The organism is Nesterenkonia aurantiaca, from assembly GCF_004364585.1.
GTDB classification, from domain to species: Bacteria; Actinomycetota; Actinomycetes; order Actinomycetales; family Micrococcaceae; genus Nesterenkonia; species Nesterenkonia aurantiaca.
Genome location: NZ_SOAN01000002.1, coordinates 320,687 through 334,908 on the forward strand (window position 1 = coordinate 320,687; position 14,222 = coordinate 334,908).

Below are 14,222 nucleotides of genomic sequence, written 5' to 3' on the forward strand. Positions count from 1 at the left end.
ATGACCCATGTTGGCAGCCTTCTCCGTTGCGCCCGTCGCCGCAGACACCCCCGATGGTTCGCTCAGCGCAGCCGTGGCCGAAGCCGTCCGAGTGGTGCGTGATTCTGGGCTTCCGCACGAGACGACCTCGATGTTCACCACCATCGAAGGTGAGTGGGACGAGGTCTTCGATGTCATCCGACGCGCCACCGAGGCGGTGAGCGCGGTCAGTCCGCGGGTCAGTCTCGTGGTCAAGGCCGACATCCGGCCCGGCTTCACCGGTCAGCTCAGCGAGAAGGTGACCCGGCTCGAGGAGCGCCTCAGCGGCGGCTGAGCTGCGCAAGCTCGCGCGACAGATTGTCCCGGGCCTGAGGCTCCCAGCGCTGGATTCCCGTGGCAGTGCGAAACAGCGAGGGAGAGCCGAGCAGCTGCCGGAGCACCTGTGCCCTGCCGTGGCGGAAATCTTCCTCAGCCACATGGCTGTAGTCCACCCGCACGGCCGCGGTGTAGCGCGCATAGTCATCCGGCGCCTGAGCGAGCACCTGGAGGTCGGCGTCCACCAACACGGCCCCCCTGCGATCGGCAGGGTGAGGATCGTGACTCGCCGTGAGTCGAACCAGCCGCGCGGTCTCTTCCACCGCGTGCTCGGGAAGCAGCGCCTCGAGCCGGGTTTCCGCCAGCGTCGCTGACTCCTGCTCATCGGTTCCGGCGACGCCGGTGTAGACGGCGTCGTGGAACCAGGCGGCCAGGGCCACGACCGGACGCTGTCCTGTCTCGAGCTCTCCCGCCCGCTGCAGCGTGCCCACACCGCGCAGCACCGCGCTGAGGTGGGTCGGCGCATGATAGCTCCGGTGCGGCTCGGACCAGCGGGTGAGCAGCTCCTCGCCCAGCGCCAACCACGCCCCGTCCGCGGCGAGCGAGCGGGTCAGCGCAGTGCCGTCCTCGGTCTCACCGGCAGATTCGGCCAAGGCCCACTGCGTCCCCAATCGAACCCAGGCGCGCAGGAGATTCCGGCGCAGCTTCTCGGGTCGCTGCTCGGCCGGGATGCGCAGCCCGCAACCGAGCAGGATCCGGGTCAGCTCACGCCCCGAGACCGGCACCGCGCCCAGCGCCGTGAGGTCCTCGAAACGGTGGGCCGGGACATCGTAATGGTCCTGGTCGAAGGCGCGGATGCTGATTCCAGCGGCACCGGCGATACGGTGCAGCTCCTCGAGGGAATGATCCGAGATCAGATGGGAGAACACGGTGCCGTGGGCTGGCCAGCTGGGCGGGTCGATGTAGATCGTCATCTCGACTCCTCCCGGCCATCGCGGCCGTCGTCACGGTTTCATTCTGCGGAAAACACGAAACACCCTGCTCATCCGTATAGGACAGTCTATGGAGGGTATCCAGGGAGCCGGTAAAGTGTCTTACACCACGGTAGGGTGGCTGACTACACATCGCACCGTGTACTCAACCCGCTGGGCACTCAACGAACCTCTGACGACCCACCGCACCTTTGAATCACTTGACTGAGGAGAAGACTCATGAAAATGCGTCGCACAACAATTGCAGTCACTGCTGCAGCCGCTCTTGCCCTGTCCGCCTGTGGCGGAGACGACAACGGTGGAGACGAAGACGTCCAGACCGGAGACGAGGACAGCTTCACCAATGAGCTGACGTTCGGCACCGGTGGCGTCGCCGGCACCTACTTCCCGCTGGGCGATGAGCTCGCCTCGATCTTCGAGGACAACATCGAAGATGTCTCGGTCACCGCGATCGAGACCGGCGGCTCCGCAGACAACCTGGGCGGCATCTTCCAGGAAGAGATGCAGCTCGGCCTGACCCAGAACGACACCGCAGAGATGGGCGTCAACGGCGAGATCGATGACCTCGACGGCATGGAGCTGGACAACTTCGGCTGGATCGCGAACCTCTACCCCGAGGCCGCGCACATCATCGTCCGCGAAGACTCCGGCATCGAATCCATCGAGGACCTCGAGGGCCAGACCATCGCCGTGGGCGACGTCGGCTCCGGCACCCGCGCGATCTCCGACGCTATCCTCTCCACCCACGGCATCGAGGAAGGCGACTACACCGCTGAAGTCGCCGACTTCGGCACCTCCACCGAGATGCTCGCCGACGGCCAGATCGATGCGTCGATCTTCGTGGTCGGCGTTCCCGTGGCTGGTCTGACCCAGCTGGCAGCCTCCACCGATGTCGCGCTGCTCGGCATCGAGGATGACATGACCGAGTCCATCTCCGGTGAGTCCGGCGCCGAGTCCTATGACATCTCCGCCGACGCCTACGACTTCCTCGACGAGGACGTCACCACGGTCTCGGTGTTCGCGGCCCTGGTCGCCTCCACCACCCAGGTCAGCGAGGACCTCGGCTACGAGATCACCGCCGCCACCCTGGAGAACGCCGAGGACGTGACCCTTGAGATCGGCGAGAACATCAGCGAGGAGAACGCCCTGACCGGCATCGGGAGCATCCCGCTGCACCCCGGCGCGGAGCGTTACTTCGAAGAGCAGGGCATTGACCTGCCGTGACACGCAGCACTGCTGAGAATCGTTCCCCGGCTCCTGCTGATGTGCAGGAGCCGGGGGTCGGTGGTGAGGAGCGCGCAGCCGAGATCCTTCGGAAGGTCGACACCTCGAGCCGCTTCCGGACGGATCTGGGCTGGTGGACATGGATCGTGGGCGGCCTCTCGGTGGCCTTCACGCTCTACCACCTCTATTACGCACTCGAGCGACCCTTCACCGGCTGGATCCACGGCGCGCTGCACCTCGCAGGCGCCACCTCCCTGATCTTCCTGCTCTACCCGGCGAGCAAGAGGCTGCTCAACGCCACGCCCAGCGGTGTGCTCTGGAAAGACCTGCTGCTAGGCCGTGGCCGGGGAGTTCCCTGGTACGACGCACTGCTGGCCGCGGCAGGCATGGCGGTCAACCTCTACATCGTCTTCCGCTACGAGTACCTGGTCGGCAACGCCGTGCAGATCCTCGGCTTCAGCGCGCTGGACTACACCGTGGCCGTGGCCGGCACCCTGCTGGTCCTGGAAGCCACCCGTCGCTGCGTCGGCCTGCCCATCGTGATCATCGCCGCCTGCGCCATCGCCTACGCCATCTTCGGCAATATGAGCCCGATCTTCCCGCACCGCGGACGATCCTGGGACGCCTTCGCCACGGAGACCTTCCTCTCCACGCGCTCGATCTTCGGCACCCCGCTGCAGGTCTCGGCGAACTTCATCTTCCTCTTCCTGCTCTTCGCGGTGGTCCTGCTTCGGACCAACATCGGACAGTTCTTCAACGACCTGGCCTTCCGCGCGGCAGGCAAGTACACCGGTGGCCCGGCCAAGGCCGCCGTCGCCGCCTCGGGCCTCCAGGGCATGGTCTCCGGGTCCTCGGTGGCCAACACCGTGGCCTCCGGCTCGTTCACGATCCCGATCATGAAGAAGGCCGGGTTCAAGCCGCACTTCGCCGCCGCCACCGAGGCCACGGCCTCCACCGGTGGACAGCTGATGCCCCCGATCATGGGTGCTGCGGCGTTCATCATGGCGCAGAACGTGCCGAACCTGGAGTACAACGAGCTGATCGTCATCGCGATCATCCCGGCGCTGCTCTACTTCCTGGGTGCGTTCCTCTCGGTGCACTTCGAGGCGAAGCGCCGGGAGATCAAGGGTCTGCCGGTCGAAGAGCTGCCCAGCATCCGGTCGCTGGTCACCCGCGCCGACCTGCTCCTGCCGCTGGTCGTGATCATCAGCACGCTGATCGCCGGACTGACGCCCACCCGGGCGGCGCTGCTGGGCATCGCGACGGCGATCGTGCTGAGCTTCTTCCGGTCCTCCACCCGGCTGAACGTGCGCGGATTCGTGGAGCTGTTCATCGCCGCCGCGCGCACCGCTCTGCCGGTGATCGCGGCCTGTGCCACGGCCGGCATCGTGGCAGGAACCGTGACTGCAACGGGGCTGGGCGGCCAGCTCGGCCGCGGACTGGTGTCCCTGGCCGGCGGCAGCTTCCTGCTGGTGCTCTTCTTCGTGATGATCGCCTGCATCATCCTCGGCATGGGCCTGCCGACCACTGCGAACTACGTGGTGACCGCCTCGGTCGCGGCGCCGATCTTGTACAACAACTTCGACGTCCCGCTGATCGCGGCGCACATGTTCGTGTTCTTCTTCGGCATCCTCGCCGACATCACGCCACCGGTCTGTCTGGCGGCCTACGCCGGCGCGGGCATCGCCGGGGCCAACCCGATGGCCGCCGGTGTGGCGGCGGTGAAGATCGCGCTGGCCGGGTTCCTGATCCCGTATGTGTTCATCCTGCAGCCGGCGCTGCTGCTGCAGGGAACCTGGGACGAGCTCACGATTGCCCTTGTCACCGTGATCGTGGGGTTGATCGCATTGTCCTCGGGCCTTGCCGGGTATCTGTTCCTGCGCGCCACGGTCATCGAGCGGACGCTGTTGATCGTCGGCGGTCTGCTGCTGATCTACCCGGATCTGACCTTCTCGGTGGGCGGCATGGTCGCCCTCGCCGTGGCTGTGGCGCTGCAGTTCATACGCCGCGGACGTGGGGACGGATCTGCGGAGAAGTCCGCATCCGAGGACGACGGCGCCCAGGTCAGCGCGCGCGGTGGCGGTTCTGTGGAGAACCCCGCACCGGGGATGGCCTGAGCCGGAACGCCCCTGCTGAACACGCTGGACCCTGCAACACCGAGGGCCCGACCGGAATCCGGTCGGGCCCTCGGTGTTGCAGGACGGTGGTGCTACTCCCCGCCGAGGCTGAAGCTCGCCTCGAGCTCCTGGTCCGAATAGGTCCGGAACGCGACCATCGTCTCGGTGTCATGGACCGTGGCCACCTTGGAGATCTTCGCCGGGACCAGGTCGCTGAGATCCTCCAGGTTCGGGGTCTTCACCATCGCGACCAGGTCCCACTTGCCGGTGACCGAATAGACCGCCTGGACCTCTTCGATGTTGGCGATGTCCTGCGCGGACTCAGGGATCCGATGGGGATCGGTCTTCATCATCACGAATGCGGTGACCATGGTGATCGCTGCCTTTCAGCCGGTGAGACTTCTCGAGCGCTGCTCCCTGTCAGGATACTGCGCCACAGGCGGAGGCTCAGGCCTTGAACCGTTGCTGCCTGGTCGCATGCGCCGCGATGACCTCGGGGAGCACGCCGTGCCCCAGCCCCGGCGCGGTCGGGACCTGCACCACTCCGCGCTCGGCGGTGACCGGGGGATCGATGATGTCCTGGGCATAGTATTTGCTCGAGGCCGAGACGTCGGAGGGCAGGGTGAAGCCGGGCAGCGAGGAGAGCGCCACATTGGCCAGTCGGCCGACGCCGAACTCATGCATCCCTCCGCACCAGACCGGCCAGCCCGCGGCCGAGGCCATGGCATGGGCGTCGCGCGCAGCGCTGAGTCCGCCCATGCGGGAGACCTTGATGTTGAGCACGTTGCCGGCCTTCAGCGCCAGCGCGGTGCGCAGGTCGTCCAGGGTCTCGACCGACTCGTCCAGGCAGACCGGGGTGTCCAGGGCTGCGGTCAGCTTGGCGTGGTCCAGGAAGTTCTTCGGCGCGAAGGGCTGCTCGATCATGGTCAGCCGGAACGGATCCAGGGCGCGCAGCACATCGAAGGCCGCCTCGCCGCCGGCTTCGGCGGTCCCCGGGTAGGCGCCGTTGGCGTCGACGTGGACATCGAGATCAGGGAAGGCCTCACGCACGGCCCGGACCGGCTCCACGTCCCAGCCGGGTGCGATCTTCAGCTTCACCCGGGGATAGCCGGACTCCACGTGGCGGGTGACCTCGGTCAGCAGCGCCTCGATGCTGGGCTCTATGCCCAGGGAGACGCCCGCGACCACGGAGTCACGGTCCCCGCCGAGAGCCCGCGCCAGCGGCACCGACTCAGCGGCGGTCCACAGCGTCCAGGCGGCCATCTCGATCCCGGCCTTGGCGAAATAGTTGCCGCGCACCTTGGCATAGAGTCCGGCGATCTCGTCGGGGTGGACCCACTCTGCGCCGAGCACCGCGGGAATCAGGTGATCGACGGCGGTCTGCCAGGCCGTCGTGGTGGTCTCGGGGGCATAGAAGGGACCGGCGGGGGAGGCGATCTCGCCCCAGCCGGTGGTGCCGTCCTCTGCGGTCATCTCCACCAGGAGGTGGCGCAGCGAGGATTTCCGGTGCGAGCTGGTCTCGAAGGCATGTCGCAGGGGCAGCTCGACGTCGTGGAGCACGATCTCTGTGGCGCGCATCAGATATACAGTCCCATCTCTTGGATCAGTGATTCTCTCTCGGTCAGCCGACGGCGGCTGCCCTTGGCACTTGCGGTGGTCAGCGCGGTGAGCAGGTGGATCACCGCAGCGATGCCGGTGGCGGAGTCCGTCACCGAGGCGGAGTCGGTGGGCACGATCACGAGCTCGCTGGCGGGCTCCACCAGCGGTGACTCGGTCGAATCGGTCACCGCAACCACGGTGCCCCCGCGCTGGGCGAAGGCTCGCACCAGTTCGGCGGTCTCCCGGCGGTATCGGCGCAGCGAGAACGCGACCAGGACGTCGGTGCCGCGCACATCGGTGAGCACGTCGATGCTGCGAGTGCTCTGGCCGTCGATGAGCGAGACCTGGGAGAGCCCGTGGGAGAGGTCCAGGTCCAGCAGGTGCGCGAAGGCGGCCGACCTGCCGTGGCCCACGATGAAACGGCGGCGCGCTCCGGCGATCAGCGCCGCGGCCCGGGCCACCGATTCCTCGGTCTCGAAGCTGGCGAAGACCCGTTCCAGGTTCTCGCGCTCCTTGCGGATCAGGCGGGCCTGCAGGGTCTTGGCCGAGGCGCGCGGGGCCATGCTGGCTCCGAAGCGCGCGGCCGGATTGTCCGGCCCGCGGTGGGTCTGCGGCGTCCTCTCCTCGGGTGGGTCCTGCGGCCCACCGATCGGGGATGCCCCGCTCTCGATCCCGCTCATGCCCGCCGGGTGAAGCGGTAGACCGCCAGATCCTCGTCCACGCGGCGGCAGGAGACCGCCACGAACCCCTCGGTGAAGATCTCATGGAAGCGTGTGCGAAGCAGCTCGATCACGGTGGGGTCGGTGGGCTGCTGGGTGGGAACGGCGAGCGCCGTGGACTCGGCGTCGGCGCGGATCTCCCCGGCGACGGTGAGCGGGTGTGCCGCCAGCCCTGCCTCGAAGTCATCCTCAGACGCGCTCCGCTGGTCCCGTGTGGCCTGGTGGGGGGCGGTGCTCTTCTCGCCGAGTCGCCATTCCACGGTGATGCGGTCGGTGCCGGGCCCGGCAAGCGCGTCGCGGGTGAACCAACGGCCCTGTGCGCCGAGCACGTCGAGGTTGAAGTGGGCGTTGCGGCTGATCATCGGGTTGTAGGTCCAGCGCATCCGGCTCGATCCCTGCCGGTGGGCGACGGCGGCCTGGACGGTCTTCAGCGCCCGCCCGACCCCCTGGCCCTGCAGGTCAGCGGAGACCACTGCGGCCTGGGAGAAGTGGTAGACATGCGGATCCTCCGGATCGGTCTCCACGGCGGTCCAGCCGAAGGCCATCCCGCGCAGGTCGCCGGCGGCGTCGAGTGCCCCGATGACGGTGCCGCCGTAGGTGAGCAGGTTCTTCAGCAGGCGGGCGTTGATGCCCTGGTCCTCCCCGCTGTAGGCGAAGACCTCACGGTAGAGCCGGCAGGCGGCTTCCAGCTCGGCGACCTCGGTGAGGCCACGCACGGTGATTCCACCATCCAGGCTGATCGATTCCGGCATGGCGGGGGAAGCGGGTGCGGCTGCATCCTGATGTGTCATGCGGTCCTCTCGAGGCCTGGTCAATGTTCTTACGTTGCGTATCATAGCCTCATGGACAACTCTTCTGGCACTGCTCTGCTTGATCTCGCAAGGAATCGGTATGACCGAACCCTGGAACTTCTGGAACGGATGGTGCTGACCGAGTCGCCCACGGGGGACGCTGCGGGGGTCTCTGCCGTCGCGGATCAGGTGCGCGAGCTCTTCGCCGAACACCACGCCGAGGTCTCCGTGCGGGAGGGGGAGTGGGGCACCCACCTGGTGATGGACATCCCCGGCGCAGGCGCCTCGCGAGATGCCGCACCGGTGCTCTTCATCGGTCATTCCGACACGGTGTGGCCGGAAGGGACGCTGGCGGAGATGCCCTTCCGCATCGAGGACGGCATCGCGTACGGTCCCGGGATCTTCGACATGAAGTCTGGGCTGCTGATCATGCACCAGGGGCTCAGTGTCAGCGCGGAGCTGGGATCCTCCCGGCCGCCGGTGCGCGTGATCGTGGTCGGTGACGAGGAGATCGGCTCCCCGAGTTCCCGGGAGCTGCTGCTGGCCAGCGCCGAGGGAGTCAGCGCGGTACTCGGCTTCGAATCTCCTCACCCCGGTGGGGCGCTGAAGATGGGCCGGCTCGGCAGCACCAGGCTGCGCCTGGAGATCACCGGACGGGCCTCCCATGCGGCCCTGGATCCTGACGGTGGAGTCAACGCCATCGAGGAGCTGGTCGATCAGATCCTTGCGCTGCGGAAGATCGTCGGGTCCGCGCAGGAGGCCGCCCCGGGGGACGTGCTGTGCAATGTGGGGACCATCGCCGGTGGCGGAAAGACCAACGTGGTGCCCGCCGCGGCCTCGGTGGAGGTGGGACTGCGATTCCGAACCCCCGACGTGGAGAACCAGGTTCTGGCCTCGATCCGGGACCTGGCTCCGGTACGTCCGGATGCCCAGCTGCAGGTGCACACCCTGTCCCAGCGTCCCGCCTGGCAGGCCGACGCCGCGGACGAGGAGCTGCTCGCCGCCGTGGAAGCCGCTGCCCAGGACGCCGGACTGCCCGCCGTCGGCGGTCATCCCGCGGCCGGCGCCGGAGACACCAACTTTCTCGGTTCAGACCTGCCGACCCTCGACGGCCTGGGTCCCGACGGTGCGGGAGCCCACGCCGACCATGAGCAGGTCCGGCTGGAGTCGATCCCGGAACGGATCGCGCTGTTGGCGGCGCTGCTCGCTCGGCTCTGATCCACGCTCAACCGGGAGGACCGGCGCGCGCCGCCCCACGACCGAGCAGTTCGGAGAGGTCTGTACCACCGGCGTCCATCAGCCGCTCGGGAAGGATCGGCACCGCGGTGCGCACCAGCACCTCGGTGCGGTCCTCGCCGGTGACGGTGCAGCTGGTGAGCTCCACCGCATTGCGCACGGCCACAGCCTCCGCCACGGTGCACGGACTTCCGGTGCTCAGCCCGCGCGCCGCGTCGGCTCCGGCCAGCGCCGCCAGGTCTGCCCCGCGGGCAGCCTGCGCGGAAGATGTCGCGACCATGCTCAGGACCTGTGTCGCGGCGAGCAGGAGGAGCAGCACCATGATCAGTCCCAGCGCCAACACGGTGCCTGAACCCCGCTCGGCCGAGAACCGTCCCGGGGGTCTCATGGCAGATCCTCGACTCGAGCCGTGGCTTGCGCGTCCTGGGTCATCGCGACCTCGACCCAGCCGAGCACCCGGACCGGGCGGACCAGCTCGACGGTGACATAGCCCTGATCGTGGCTGAGCTGGAAGGACACCTCTTCACCGGTGATCCGCCGGGCGGCCGCCTCCGCCGAGGCCGGGTCCTCCCCGCGGGCCAGCTCTCGAGCCGCAGCCCGAGCTCCCGACTCCAGGGTGACCTGGGCGGCGCCGTGCAGCCCGAGCGAGAGCACCAGCAGAAGCACCAGCATGACTCCTGGCAGCGCCACCGCGAACTCTGCGGTGATCGCCCCGCGCTCAGAAGGAGAGTGCACGTTCCACGACGCCGGTCAGCAGCCCTCGGGCGGTGCCTGAGCTCAGCACCGCGACCAGCAGCCCGGCGAACCCGACGGCGGCGAGCATCACGATGCCGTATTCGGCCGTGGCGAGGCCCTCCTGCTCATGATGAAGCCGATGCGCCCAATGCCGGGATCCCCGCGGGCCGCTGCGCGCCGGTGGAGCTTCCAGGACAGCGGGCTGAGTGACCGTGCGTTCCATGACCGGGTGTTCCATGACGGTGCCTTCCGTGATGGTCGCCTGGACCCTGGGGCCGCCGAGCCTGGGAGGATCGAGTCTCAGAGAAGGGAGACTCGGGGACGTGCGGCTCGGGCCCTGGGGGACCTTGACGACGGGTGAGCCCTGCGGTCTGCAGGTGCCACCAGTCTTGGCCGCGCGGCGCTGGATTCCGCGAGAGGACGCCATCCTGTGGAGAGGCGCGATCCAGGACCGGGTGACCGTCAGGGCTGGGGCAGACCCGTGGGAAGGACCGGCGAAGATCCGAGCGCCAGCATCGCATGCGCACTCTGTGCAGGTTCTCGCACGGAGATCACTTCGAAGATCGGCCAGATCGCACAATCGATGCGGAGGCAGGCTGCCCTGCGGGGCGACCATCTGCGAGCCGGGTCAGCCGCGCGGAAGGAGCCCCTCGCGCCCGCCGGAGACCCAGCGCGGATCGAAGCTGCGGTCCCCGGAGACCTGGCCCGCCAGCGCGTCCAGCTCTGCCATGGCCTCCCCGGGAACCTGGACATCCACCCCGCGCTGGAGCTGATCCCAGTGCCCGGCGGTCCGAGTCCCCGGGATCGGGGCGATCTGCACGCCCAGGGCGGCTGCCTGCTGATAGAGCCAGGCCAGCGCCAGCCCCGCGGTGGGCAGCTCCAGGCCTGTGGCGATGTCGCGGACCCGTGCGAGGAGCGCTGCGTTGTGCGGCAGGTTCTCTGGCATGAACCAGGGGAAGTTCTGCCGGATGTCCTCCGCCGGAAGAGCCTGGGGATCGAAGGAATCCGTGAGCAGACCTCGGCCCACCGGGGAGTAGGGCACGAAACCGATCCCCAGCCGCGCGCAGGTCGGCAGCACGTGGGGCTCCACGTCCCGGGCGAAGATGCTCCACTCGCTCTGCACCGCGGTGATCGGGAACACGGCGTGGCCGCGGGCGATCTCCTCCCCCGTGGCCTCGGAGAGACCGATGCTGCGTACCTTGCCCGCGGTGACCAGCTCGCCCAGGGCTCCGACGCTCTCCTCGATCGGTGTCTCAGGGTCCACCCGGTGCAGGTAGTAGAGGTCCAGGTGATCTGTGCCCAGTCGGCGCAGGCTGTGATCGATCTGCTCTTTGATATACGCCGCGTCGCCCCGGGCCCGGCGCTTGCCGACCCCTGCACCCTTCTCGATGCCGACCTTGCTCGCCAGCACGAACTCCTCGCGCCGGTGCTTCAGGAACTTTCCCAAGACCCGTTCGCTCTCGCCATCGCCGTAGATGTTCGCGGTGTCCAGGAAGGTCACCTCGCGCTGCGCCACGTGCTCCAGGAGGGCGATCGAGTCCGACTCGGTGATGGCCCCGTAGGCGCCGGCCAGCGACATCGCGCCGTAGCCCAGCGCTGAGGTCTCGAGCTGATGCGAACCGGTTCCCAGGGTGAGGGAGCGCAGAGTCATGGGTGGATCCTTCCGTGGTGCATGTGCATGTGCATGTGCAGCGGGCAGAGAGCAGGGACAGGGGCAGGGGGCGGGGCAGAGCAATGACGACGACGACGCGGCGGCCGGGTCACTGACAGGCTCAGCGCCGCATGACCTTGCGTGCCGCCCAGTTGCCCACCAGCTGCAGCGACTGGACGAAGACGATCACCACGATCACCGCCAGCCAGGTCACTTCGGGGTTGAACCGGTTGTAGCCCTCGACGATGGCGAAGTTGCCGATGCCGCCGCCACCGATGATCCCGGCCAGGGCAGACATGTCGGTGAGCGCGATGATCACAAAGGTATACCCCAGGATCAGCGGACCCAGCGCCTCCGGCAGCAGCACGGTGAGGATGATGCGCAGTCGGGAGGCGCCCATGGCGCGTGCCGCCTCGATCACTCCGGGGTCGATCGAGACCAGGTTCTGTTCCACGATCCTGGCGATCGCGAAGGTGGAGGCCCAGATCATCACGAAGATCACCGCATCGTTGCCGATCCCGGAGCCGATCACGTAGATGGTCACCGGCTGCAGGGCCGCGATCAGGATCACGAAGGGGATCGGCCGGATCAGGTTCACGATGAAGTTCATCGCCATATAGGCGGGCTTATTCGCCAGCAGCCCTCCCTGACGGGTGGTGTAGAGCGTCAGGCCGATGGCCAGTCCGAGGAGCCCGCCGAGCAGGAAGGCCCAGGCGACCATATAGATGGTGTCGAAGATGGCCTCGAGCAGCTCGGGCCCGTAGTAGCTCCAGTCAAGAGCTCGATAAGTGTCGATCATTCCTGCACCTCCTGGACCTCTCCGGCGGAGTTCAGCGCCGCGACGAAGGCCTCGACCGCGCGATCCTCGCCCTGCAGGGCGAGGGTGAGCAGGCCGTAGGACGCGTTCTTCGTGGTGTTCATGCCGCCATGCACGATCTCGAAGGAGACCCCGTGTGCGGCGGCCTCGCCCAGCACGGAGCTGACCGCCGCCGCGTTCTGCAGCGAGACCACCACAAGCCGTCCGCTGGCATGGCCGCGGATCCGCTGCACATCCTCTGCGGTGGGCCGGTTCTTCAACGCCGCACCGACGAAGCTGGCGTCCTTGGTCTCGCGCGGGCTGGAGAAGACGTCATAGACCAGCCCGGACTCCACGATCCGGCCCTGGTCCATCACCGCGACCCGGTCCGCGATGGAGCGGATGACCTCCATCTCGTGGGTGATCGCGACGATGGTGATGCCGAGCTCCTCGTTGGCGCGGCGCAGCAGCCGCAGGACCTCACCGGTGGTGTTGGGGTCCAGCGCGGAGGTGGACTCATCGGCCAGCAGGATGTCCGGCTTCGCGGCCAGCGCGCGGGCGATCCCGACCCGTTGCTTCTGCCCGCCGGAGAGCTGCTCCGGGTGTTGCGCAGCCTTCTCGGTCAGTCCCACGAACTCCAGCAGCTCCTCCACCCGGGCTTCGCGCGCGGGCTTCTTCCAACCAGCCACCTTCAGCGGGTATGCGACATTGCCGGCGACGTTGCGGGAGTGGAACAGGTTGAACTGCTGGAAGACCATGCCGATCCGGGAGCGGACCTTGGCGAGCTGGCCCTCACGCATGGCGGAGATCTCCTGGCCCAGCACATGGACCGAGCCTGCGGTGGGGCGTTCAAGCCCGTTGATCAGCCGGATCAGGGTGGACTTCCCGGCCCCGGAGAACCCGATGACGCCATAGACCTCACCGCGGTCGACGCGCAGGCTCACGTCCTCGACCGCGGTGACGGTCTTGTCTCCCGTCCCGAAGGTCCGCGAGACGTTGTTGAACTCGATGAGCGGGGCTGTGCTCACGCGTCCTCGTCCGCTTCCTCGGCCTCGCCGGCCTCGTCGTCACCGGTCTCGGCGCCCGCGTTGCGCAGGGAGTCCTCGTAGTCGACCAGGGACTCCTGGAGCTGCTCGGCGGTGACGTCAGAGGCGGGGACCGAGGTCTCGGCCGAGAGCTCCGCGTCGATCTCGAGCACCCGTTCGTCGTGGTAGACCGCCGCGATCTCGCGCAGCGCCTCGTTCTCGCTGTCCTCGGCGCGGGTCACGAAGGCGTTGATATAGGGAAACGCTGAGGCGTCGGTGGGATCATCCGAGAAGATGCCGTCACCCTCGGGGTCGAGCTCGGCGTCCTGGGCGAAGTTGTTGTTGATGATCGAGCCCTGAACCGATTCCAGCGCGTTGACCGTCTGCTGAGCGGCGACCGGCTGCACCGTCACGGTGGAGGCCTCCTCGTCGATGTGGCGCGGTTCGGGCTGGCGAGTCTCCTCCGAGAGCTCCAGCAGTCCCGCCTGCACCAGCACGTTGATCGCACGCCCCTGGTTCACCGCATCGTTGGGGATCGCGATGGTGTCGCCCTCGGTGAACTCGCTGACATCGTCGTACTCGTTGGAGTACAGGGTCAGCGGCACAGCGGCGGTCGCGCCGATGGGCTGCAGGTCCTCCCCGGAGCTGACGTTGTAGTCCGCTAGGTAGGCGATGTGCTGGAACCAGTTGGCGTCGATGTCGCCGCTGGTCAGCGCCGGGTTGGGCTGGGTGTACTCGGTGAACTCGACGAGTTCGATCTCGTAGCCCAGTTCCTCCTCGGCGATGCGTTCGACCTCGCGGTGGCTCTCGTTGGCGCCCACGACGCCGATGGTGAACTCCTGCTGATCCTCCGGTGCGGCTTCGGCCTCGTCACCGCCGCGATCGAAGGCGCTGCAGCTGCTCAGCGCCAGGGCGAGTGTGGCGCTGAGGGCCAGGGCTTTGAGCCCGCGGCGCCGAGGGCCGGCGGTGGGTCCGGAGGGGGGTCCGGAGGGGGTCTGCTGGTGGGTCATGAGTGATCCTTCGGTCTGTGTGGGCGGATCTTC

At 67.9% G+C, this 14,222-nt stretch carries 16 protein-coding genes; 4 read left to right on the forward strand and 12 right to left on the reverse strand.

What is annotated here, in order from left to right; genetic code table 11:
* Positions 1 to 7: 7 nt before the first annotated feature.
* Positions 8 to 313 (forward strand): thiamine-binding protein, encoded by a 306-nt coding sequence (locus tag EV640_RS04495; RefSeq protein WP_036477695.1) that lies wholly within the window; start codon positions 8 to 10, stop codon positions 311 to 313.
* Here EV640_RS04495 and EV640_RS04500 read toward each other — a convergent pair.
* Entirely contained in the window at positions 300 to 1,268 is a 969-nt protein-coding gene (locus tag EV640_RS04500; RefSeq protein ID WP_036477699.1) for a DUF4031 domain-containing protein, read from the reverse strand. The genes EV640_RS04495 and EV640_RS04500 overlap by 14 nt on opposite strands.
* A gap of 237 nt (positions 1,269 to 1,505) precedes the next feature.
* Here EV640_RS04500 and EV640_RS04505 point away from each other — a divergent pair, with 237 nt between their 5' ends.
* Entirely contained in the window at positions 1,506 to 2,510 is a 1,005-nt protein-coding gene (locus EV640_RS04505) for a TAXI family TRAP transporter solute-binding subunit (RefSeq protein WP_036477701.1), read from the forward strand.
* Positions 2,507 to 4,627, forward strand: coding sequence for a TRAP transporter permease (locus tag EV640_RS04510; RefSeq protein WP_200869348.1), 2,121 nt, complete (start codon positions 2,507 to 2,509; stop codon positions 4,625 to 4,627). The genes EV640_RS04505 and EV640_RS04510 overlap by 4 nt, the downstream gene beginning before the upstream one ends.
* Positions 4,628 to 4,719: 92 nt before the next feature.
* Here EV640_RS04510 and EV640_RS04515 read toward each other — a convergent pair whose 3' ends face one another.
* From EV640_RS04515 to EV640_RS04530, 4 genes are all read right to left on the reverse strand, one after another.
* Entirely contained in the window at positions 4,720 to 4,998 is a 279-nt protein-coding gene (locus EV640_RS04515) for an Lrp/AsnC family transcriptional regulator (RefSeq protein ID WP_036476260.1), read from the reverse strand.
* Between the two features lie 76 nt (positions 4,999 to 5,074).
* Positions 5,075 to 6,205: an o-succinylbenzoate synthase gene (menC, locus tag EV640_RS04520; RefSeq protein ID WP_133725907.1), complete on the reverse strand. Its 1,131-nt coding sequence runs from the start codon at positions 6,203 to 6,205 to the stop codon at positions 5,075 to 5,077.
* Positions 6,205 to 6,906, reverse strand: a complete 702-nt coding sequence (locus EV640_RS04525) for a MurR/RpiR family transcriptional regulator (protein ID WP_133725908.1) — start codon at positions 6,904 to 6,906, stop codon at positions 6,205 to 6,207. Before EV640_RS04525 ends, menC begins: the two co-directional genes overlap by 1 nt.
* Entirely contained in the window at positions 6,903 to 7,736 is an 834-nt protein-coding gene (locus EV640_RS04530; protein ID WP_133725909.1) for a hypothetical protein, read from the reverse strand. Before EV640_RS04530 ends, EV640_RS04525 begins: the two co-directional genes overlap by 4 nt.
* 51 nt (positions 7,737 to 7,787) lie before the next feature.
* Here EV640_RS04530 and EV640_RS04535 point away from each other — a divergent pair, with 51 nt between their 5' ends.
* On the forward strand, positions 7,788 to 8,954 hold the full coding sequence (locus EV640_RS04535; RefSeq protein ID WP_133725910.1) for a M20/M25/M40 family metallo-hydrolase: 1,167 nt from the start codon (positions 7,788 to 7,790) through the stop codon (positions 8,952 to 8,954).
* A 7-nt stretch (positions 8,955 to 8,961) separates the two neighbouring features.
* Here the strand turns inward: EV640_RS04535 and EV640_RS04540 are convergent, their stop codons facing one another.
* From EV640_RS04540 to EV640_RS04570, 7 genes are all read right to left on the reverse strand, one after another.
* Positions 8,962 to 9,360, reverse strand: a complete 399-nt coding sequence (locus tag EV640_RS04540) for an Rv3654c family TadE-like protein (RefSeq protein ID WP_036476266.1) — start codon at positions 9,358 to 9,360, stop codon at positions 8,962 to 8,964.
* Positions 9,357 to 9,707, reverse strand: coding sequence for a TadE family type IV pilus minor pilin (locus tag EV640_RS04545; protein WP_036476268.1), 351 nt, complete (start codon positions 9,705 to 9,707; stop codon positions 9,357 to 9,359). Before EV640_RS04545 ends, EV640_RS04540 begins: the two co-directional genes overlap by 4 nt.
* Entirely contained in the window at positions 9,691 to 9,945 is a 255-nt protein-coding gene (locus EV640_RS13570; RefSeq protein ID WP_036476270.1) for a DUF4244 domain-containing protein, read from the reverse strand. The genes EV640_RS04545 and EV640_RS13570 overlap by 17 nt, the downstream gene beginning before the upstream one ends.
* A gap of 390 nt (positions 9,946 to 10,335) precedes the next feature.
* The gene (locus tag EV640_RS04555; RefSeq protein WP_133725911.1) at positions 10,336 to 11,358 is read right to left on the reverse strand and encodes an aldo/keto reductase; all 1,023 of its coding nucleotides are present in this window, start codon (positions 11,356 to 11,358) and stop codon (positions 10,336 to 10,338) included.
* Between the two features lie 121 nt (positions 11,359 to 11,479).
* Positions 11,480 to 12,157, reverse strand: coding sequence for a methionine ABC transporter permease (locus tag EV640_RS04560; RefSeq protein ID WP_036476272.1), 678 nt, complete (start codon positions 12,155 to 12,157; stop codon positions 11,480 to 11,482).
* A complete protein-coding gene (locus tag EV640_RS04565; RefSeq protein ID WP_133725912.1) occupies positions 12,154 to 13,182 on the reverse strand; it encodes a methionine ABC transporter ATP-binding protein in 1,029 nt (342 codons plus the stop codon). The genes EV640_RS04560 and EV640_RS04565 overlap by 4 nt, the downstream gene beginning before the upstream one ends.
* Positions 13,179 to 14,189: a MetQ/NlpA family ABC transporter substrate-binding protein gene (locus EV640_RS04570; RefSeq protein WP_133725913.1), complete on the reverse strand. Its 1,011-nt coding sequence runs from the start codon at positions 14,187 to 14,189 to the stop codon at positions 13,179 to 13,181. Before EV640_RS04570 ends, EV640_RS04565 begins: the two co-directional genes overlap by 4 nt.
* Positions 14,190 to 14,222: the final 33 nt, after the last annotated feature.

Coding starts and splice junctions, on each gene's coding strand:
- EV640_RS04570 (WP_133725913.1), bottom strand. CDS start 14,189: ATGACCCACCAGCAGACCCCCTCCGGACCCCCCTCCGGACCCACCGCC.
- menC (WP_133725907.1), bottom strand. CDS start 6,205: ATGCGCGCCACAGAGATCGTGCTCCACGACGTCGAGCTGCCCCTGCGA.
- EV640_RS04560 (WP_036476272.1), bottom strand. CDS start 12,157: ATGATCGACACTTATCGAGCTCTTGACTGGAGCTACTACGGGCCCGAG.
- EV640_RS04535 (WP_133725910.1), top strand. CDS start 7,788: ATGGACAACTCTTCTGGCACTGCTCTGCTTGATCTCGCAAGGAATCGG.
- EV640_RS13570 (WP_036476270.1), bottom strand. CDS start 9,945: ATGGAACACCCGGTCATGGAACGCACGGTCACTCAGCCCGCTGTCCTG.
- EV640_RS04530 (WP_133725909.1), bottom strand. CDS start 7,736: ATGACACATCAGGATGCAGCCGCACCCGCTTCCCCCGCCATGCCGGAA.
- EV640_RS04515 (WP_036476260.1), bottom strand. CDS start 4,998: ATGGTCACCGCATTCGTGATGATGAAGACCGATCCCCATCGGATCCCT.
- EV640_RS04505 (WP_036477701.1), top strand. CDS start 1,506: ATGAAAATGCGTCGCACAACAATTGCAGTCACTGCTGCAGCCGCTCTT.
- EV640_RS04555 (WP_133725911.1), bottom strand. CDS start 11,358: ATGACTCTGCGCTCCCTCACCCTGGGAACCGGTTCGCATCAGCTCGAG.
- EV640_RS04495 (WP_036477695.1), top strand. CDS start 8: ATGTTGGCAGCCTTCTCCGTTGCGCCCGTCGCCGCAGACACCCCCGAT.
- EV640_RS04525 (WP_133725908.1), bottom strand. CDS start 6,906: ATGAGCGGGATCGAGAGCGGGGCATCCCCGATCGGTGGGCCGCAGGAC.
- EV640_RS04500 (WP_036477699.1), bottom strand. CDS start 1,268: ATGACGATCTACATCGACCCGCCCAGCTGGCCAGCCCACGGCACCGTG.
- EV640_RS04540 (WP_036476266.1), bottom strand. CDS start 9,360: ATGAGACCCCCGGGACGGTTCTCGGCCGAGCGGGGTTCAGGCACCGTG.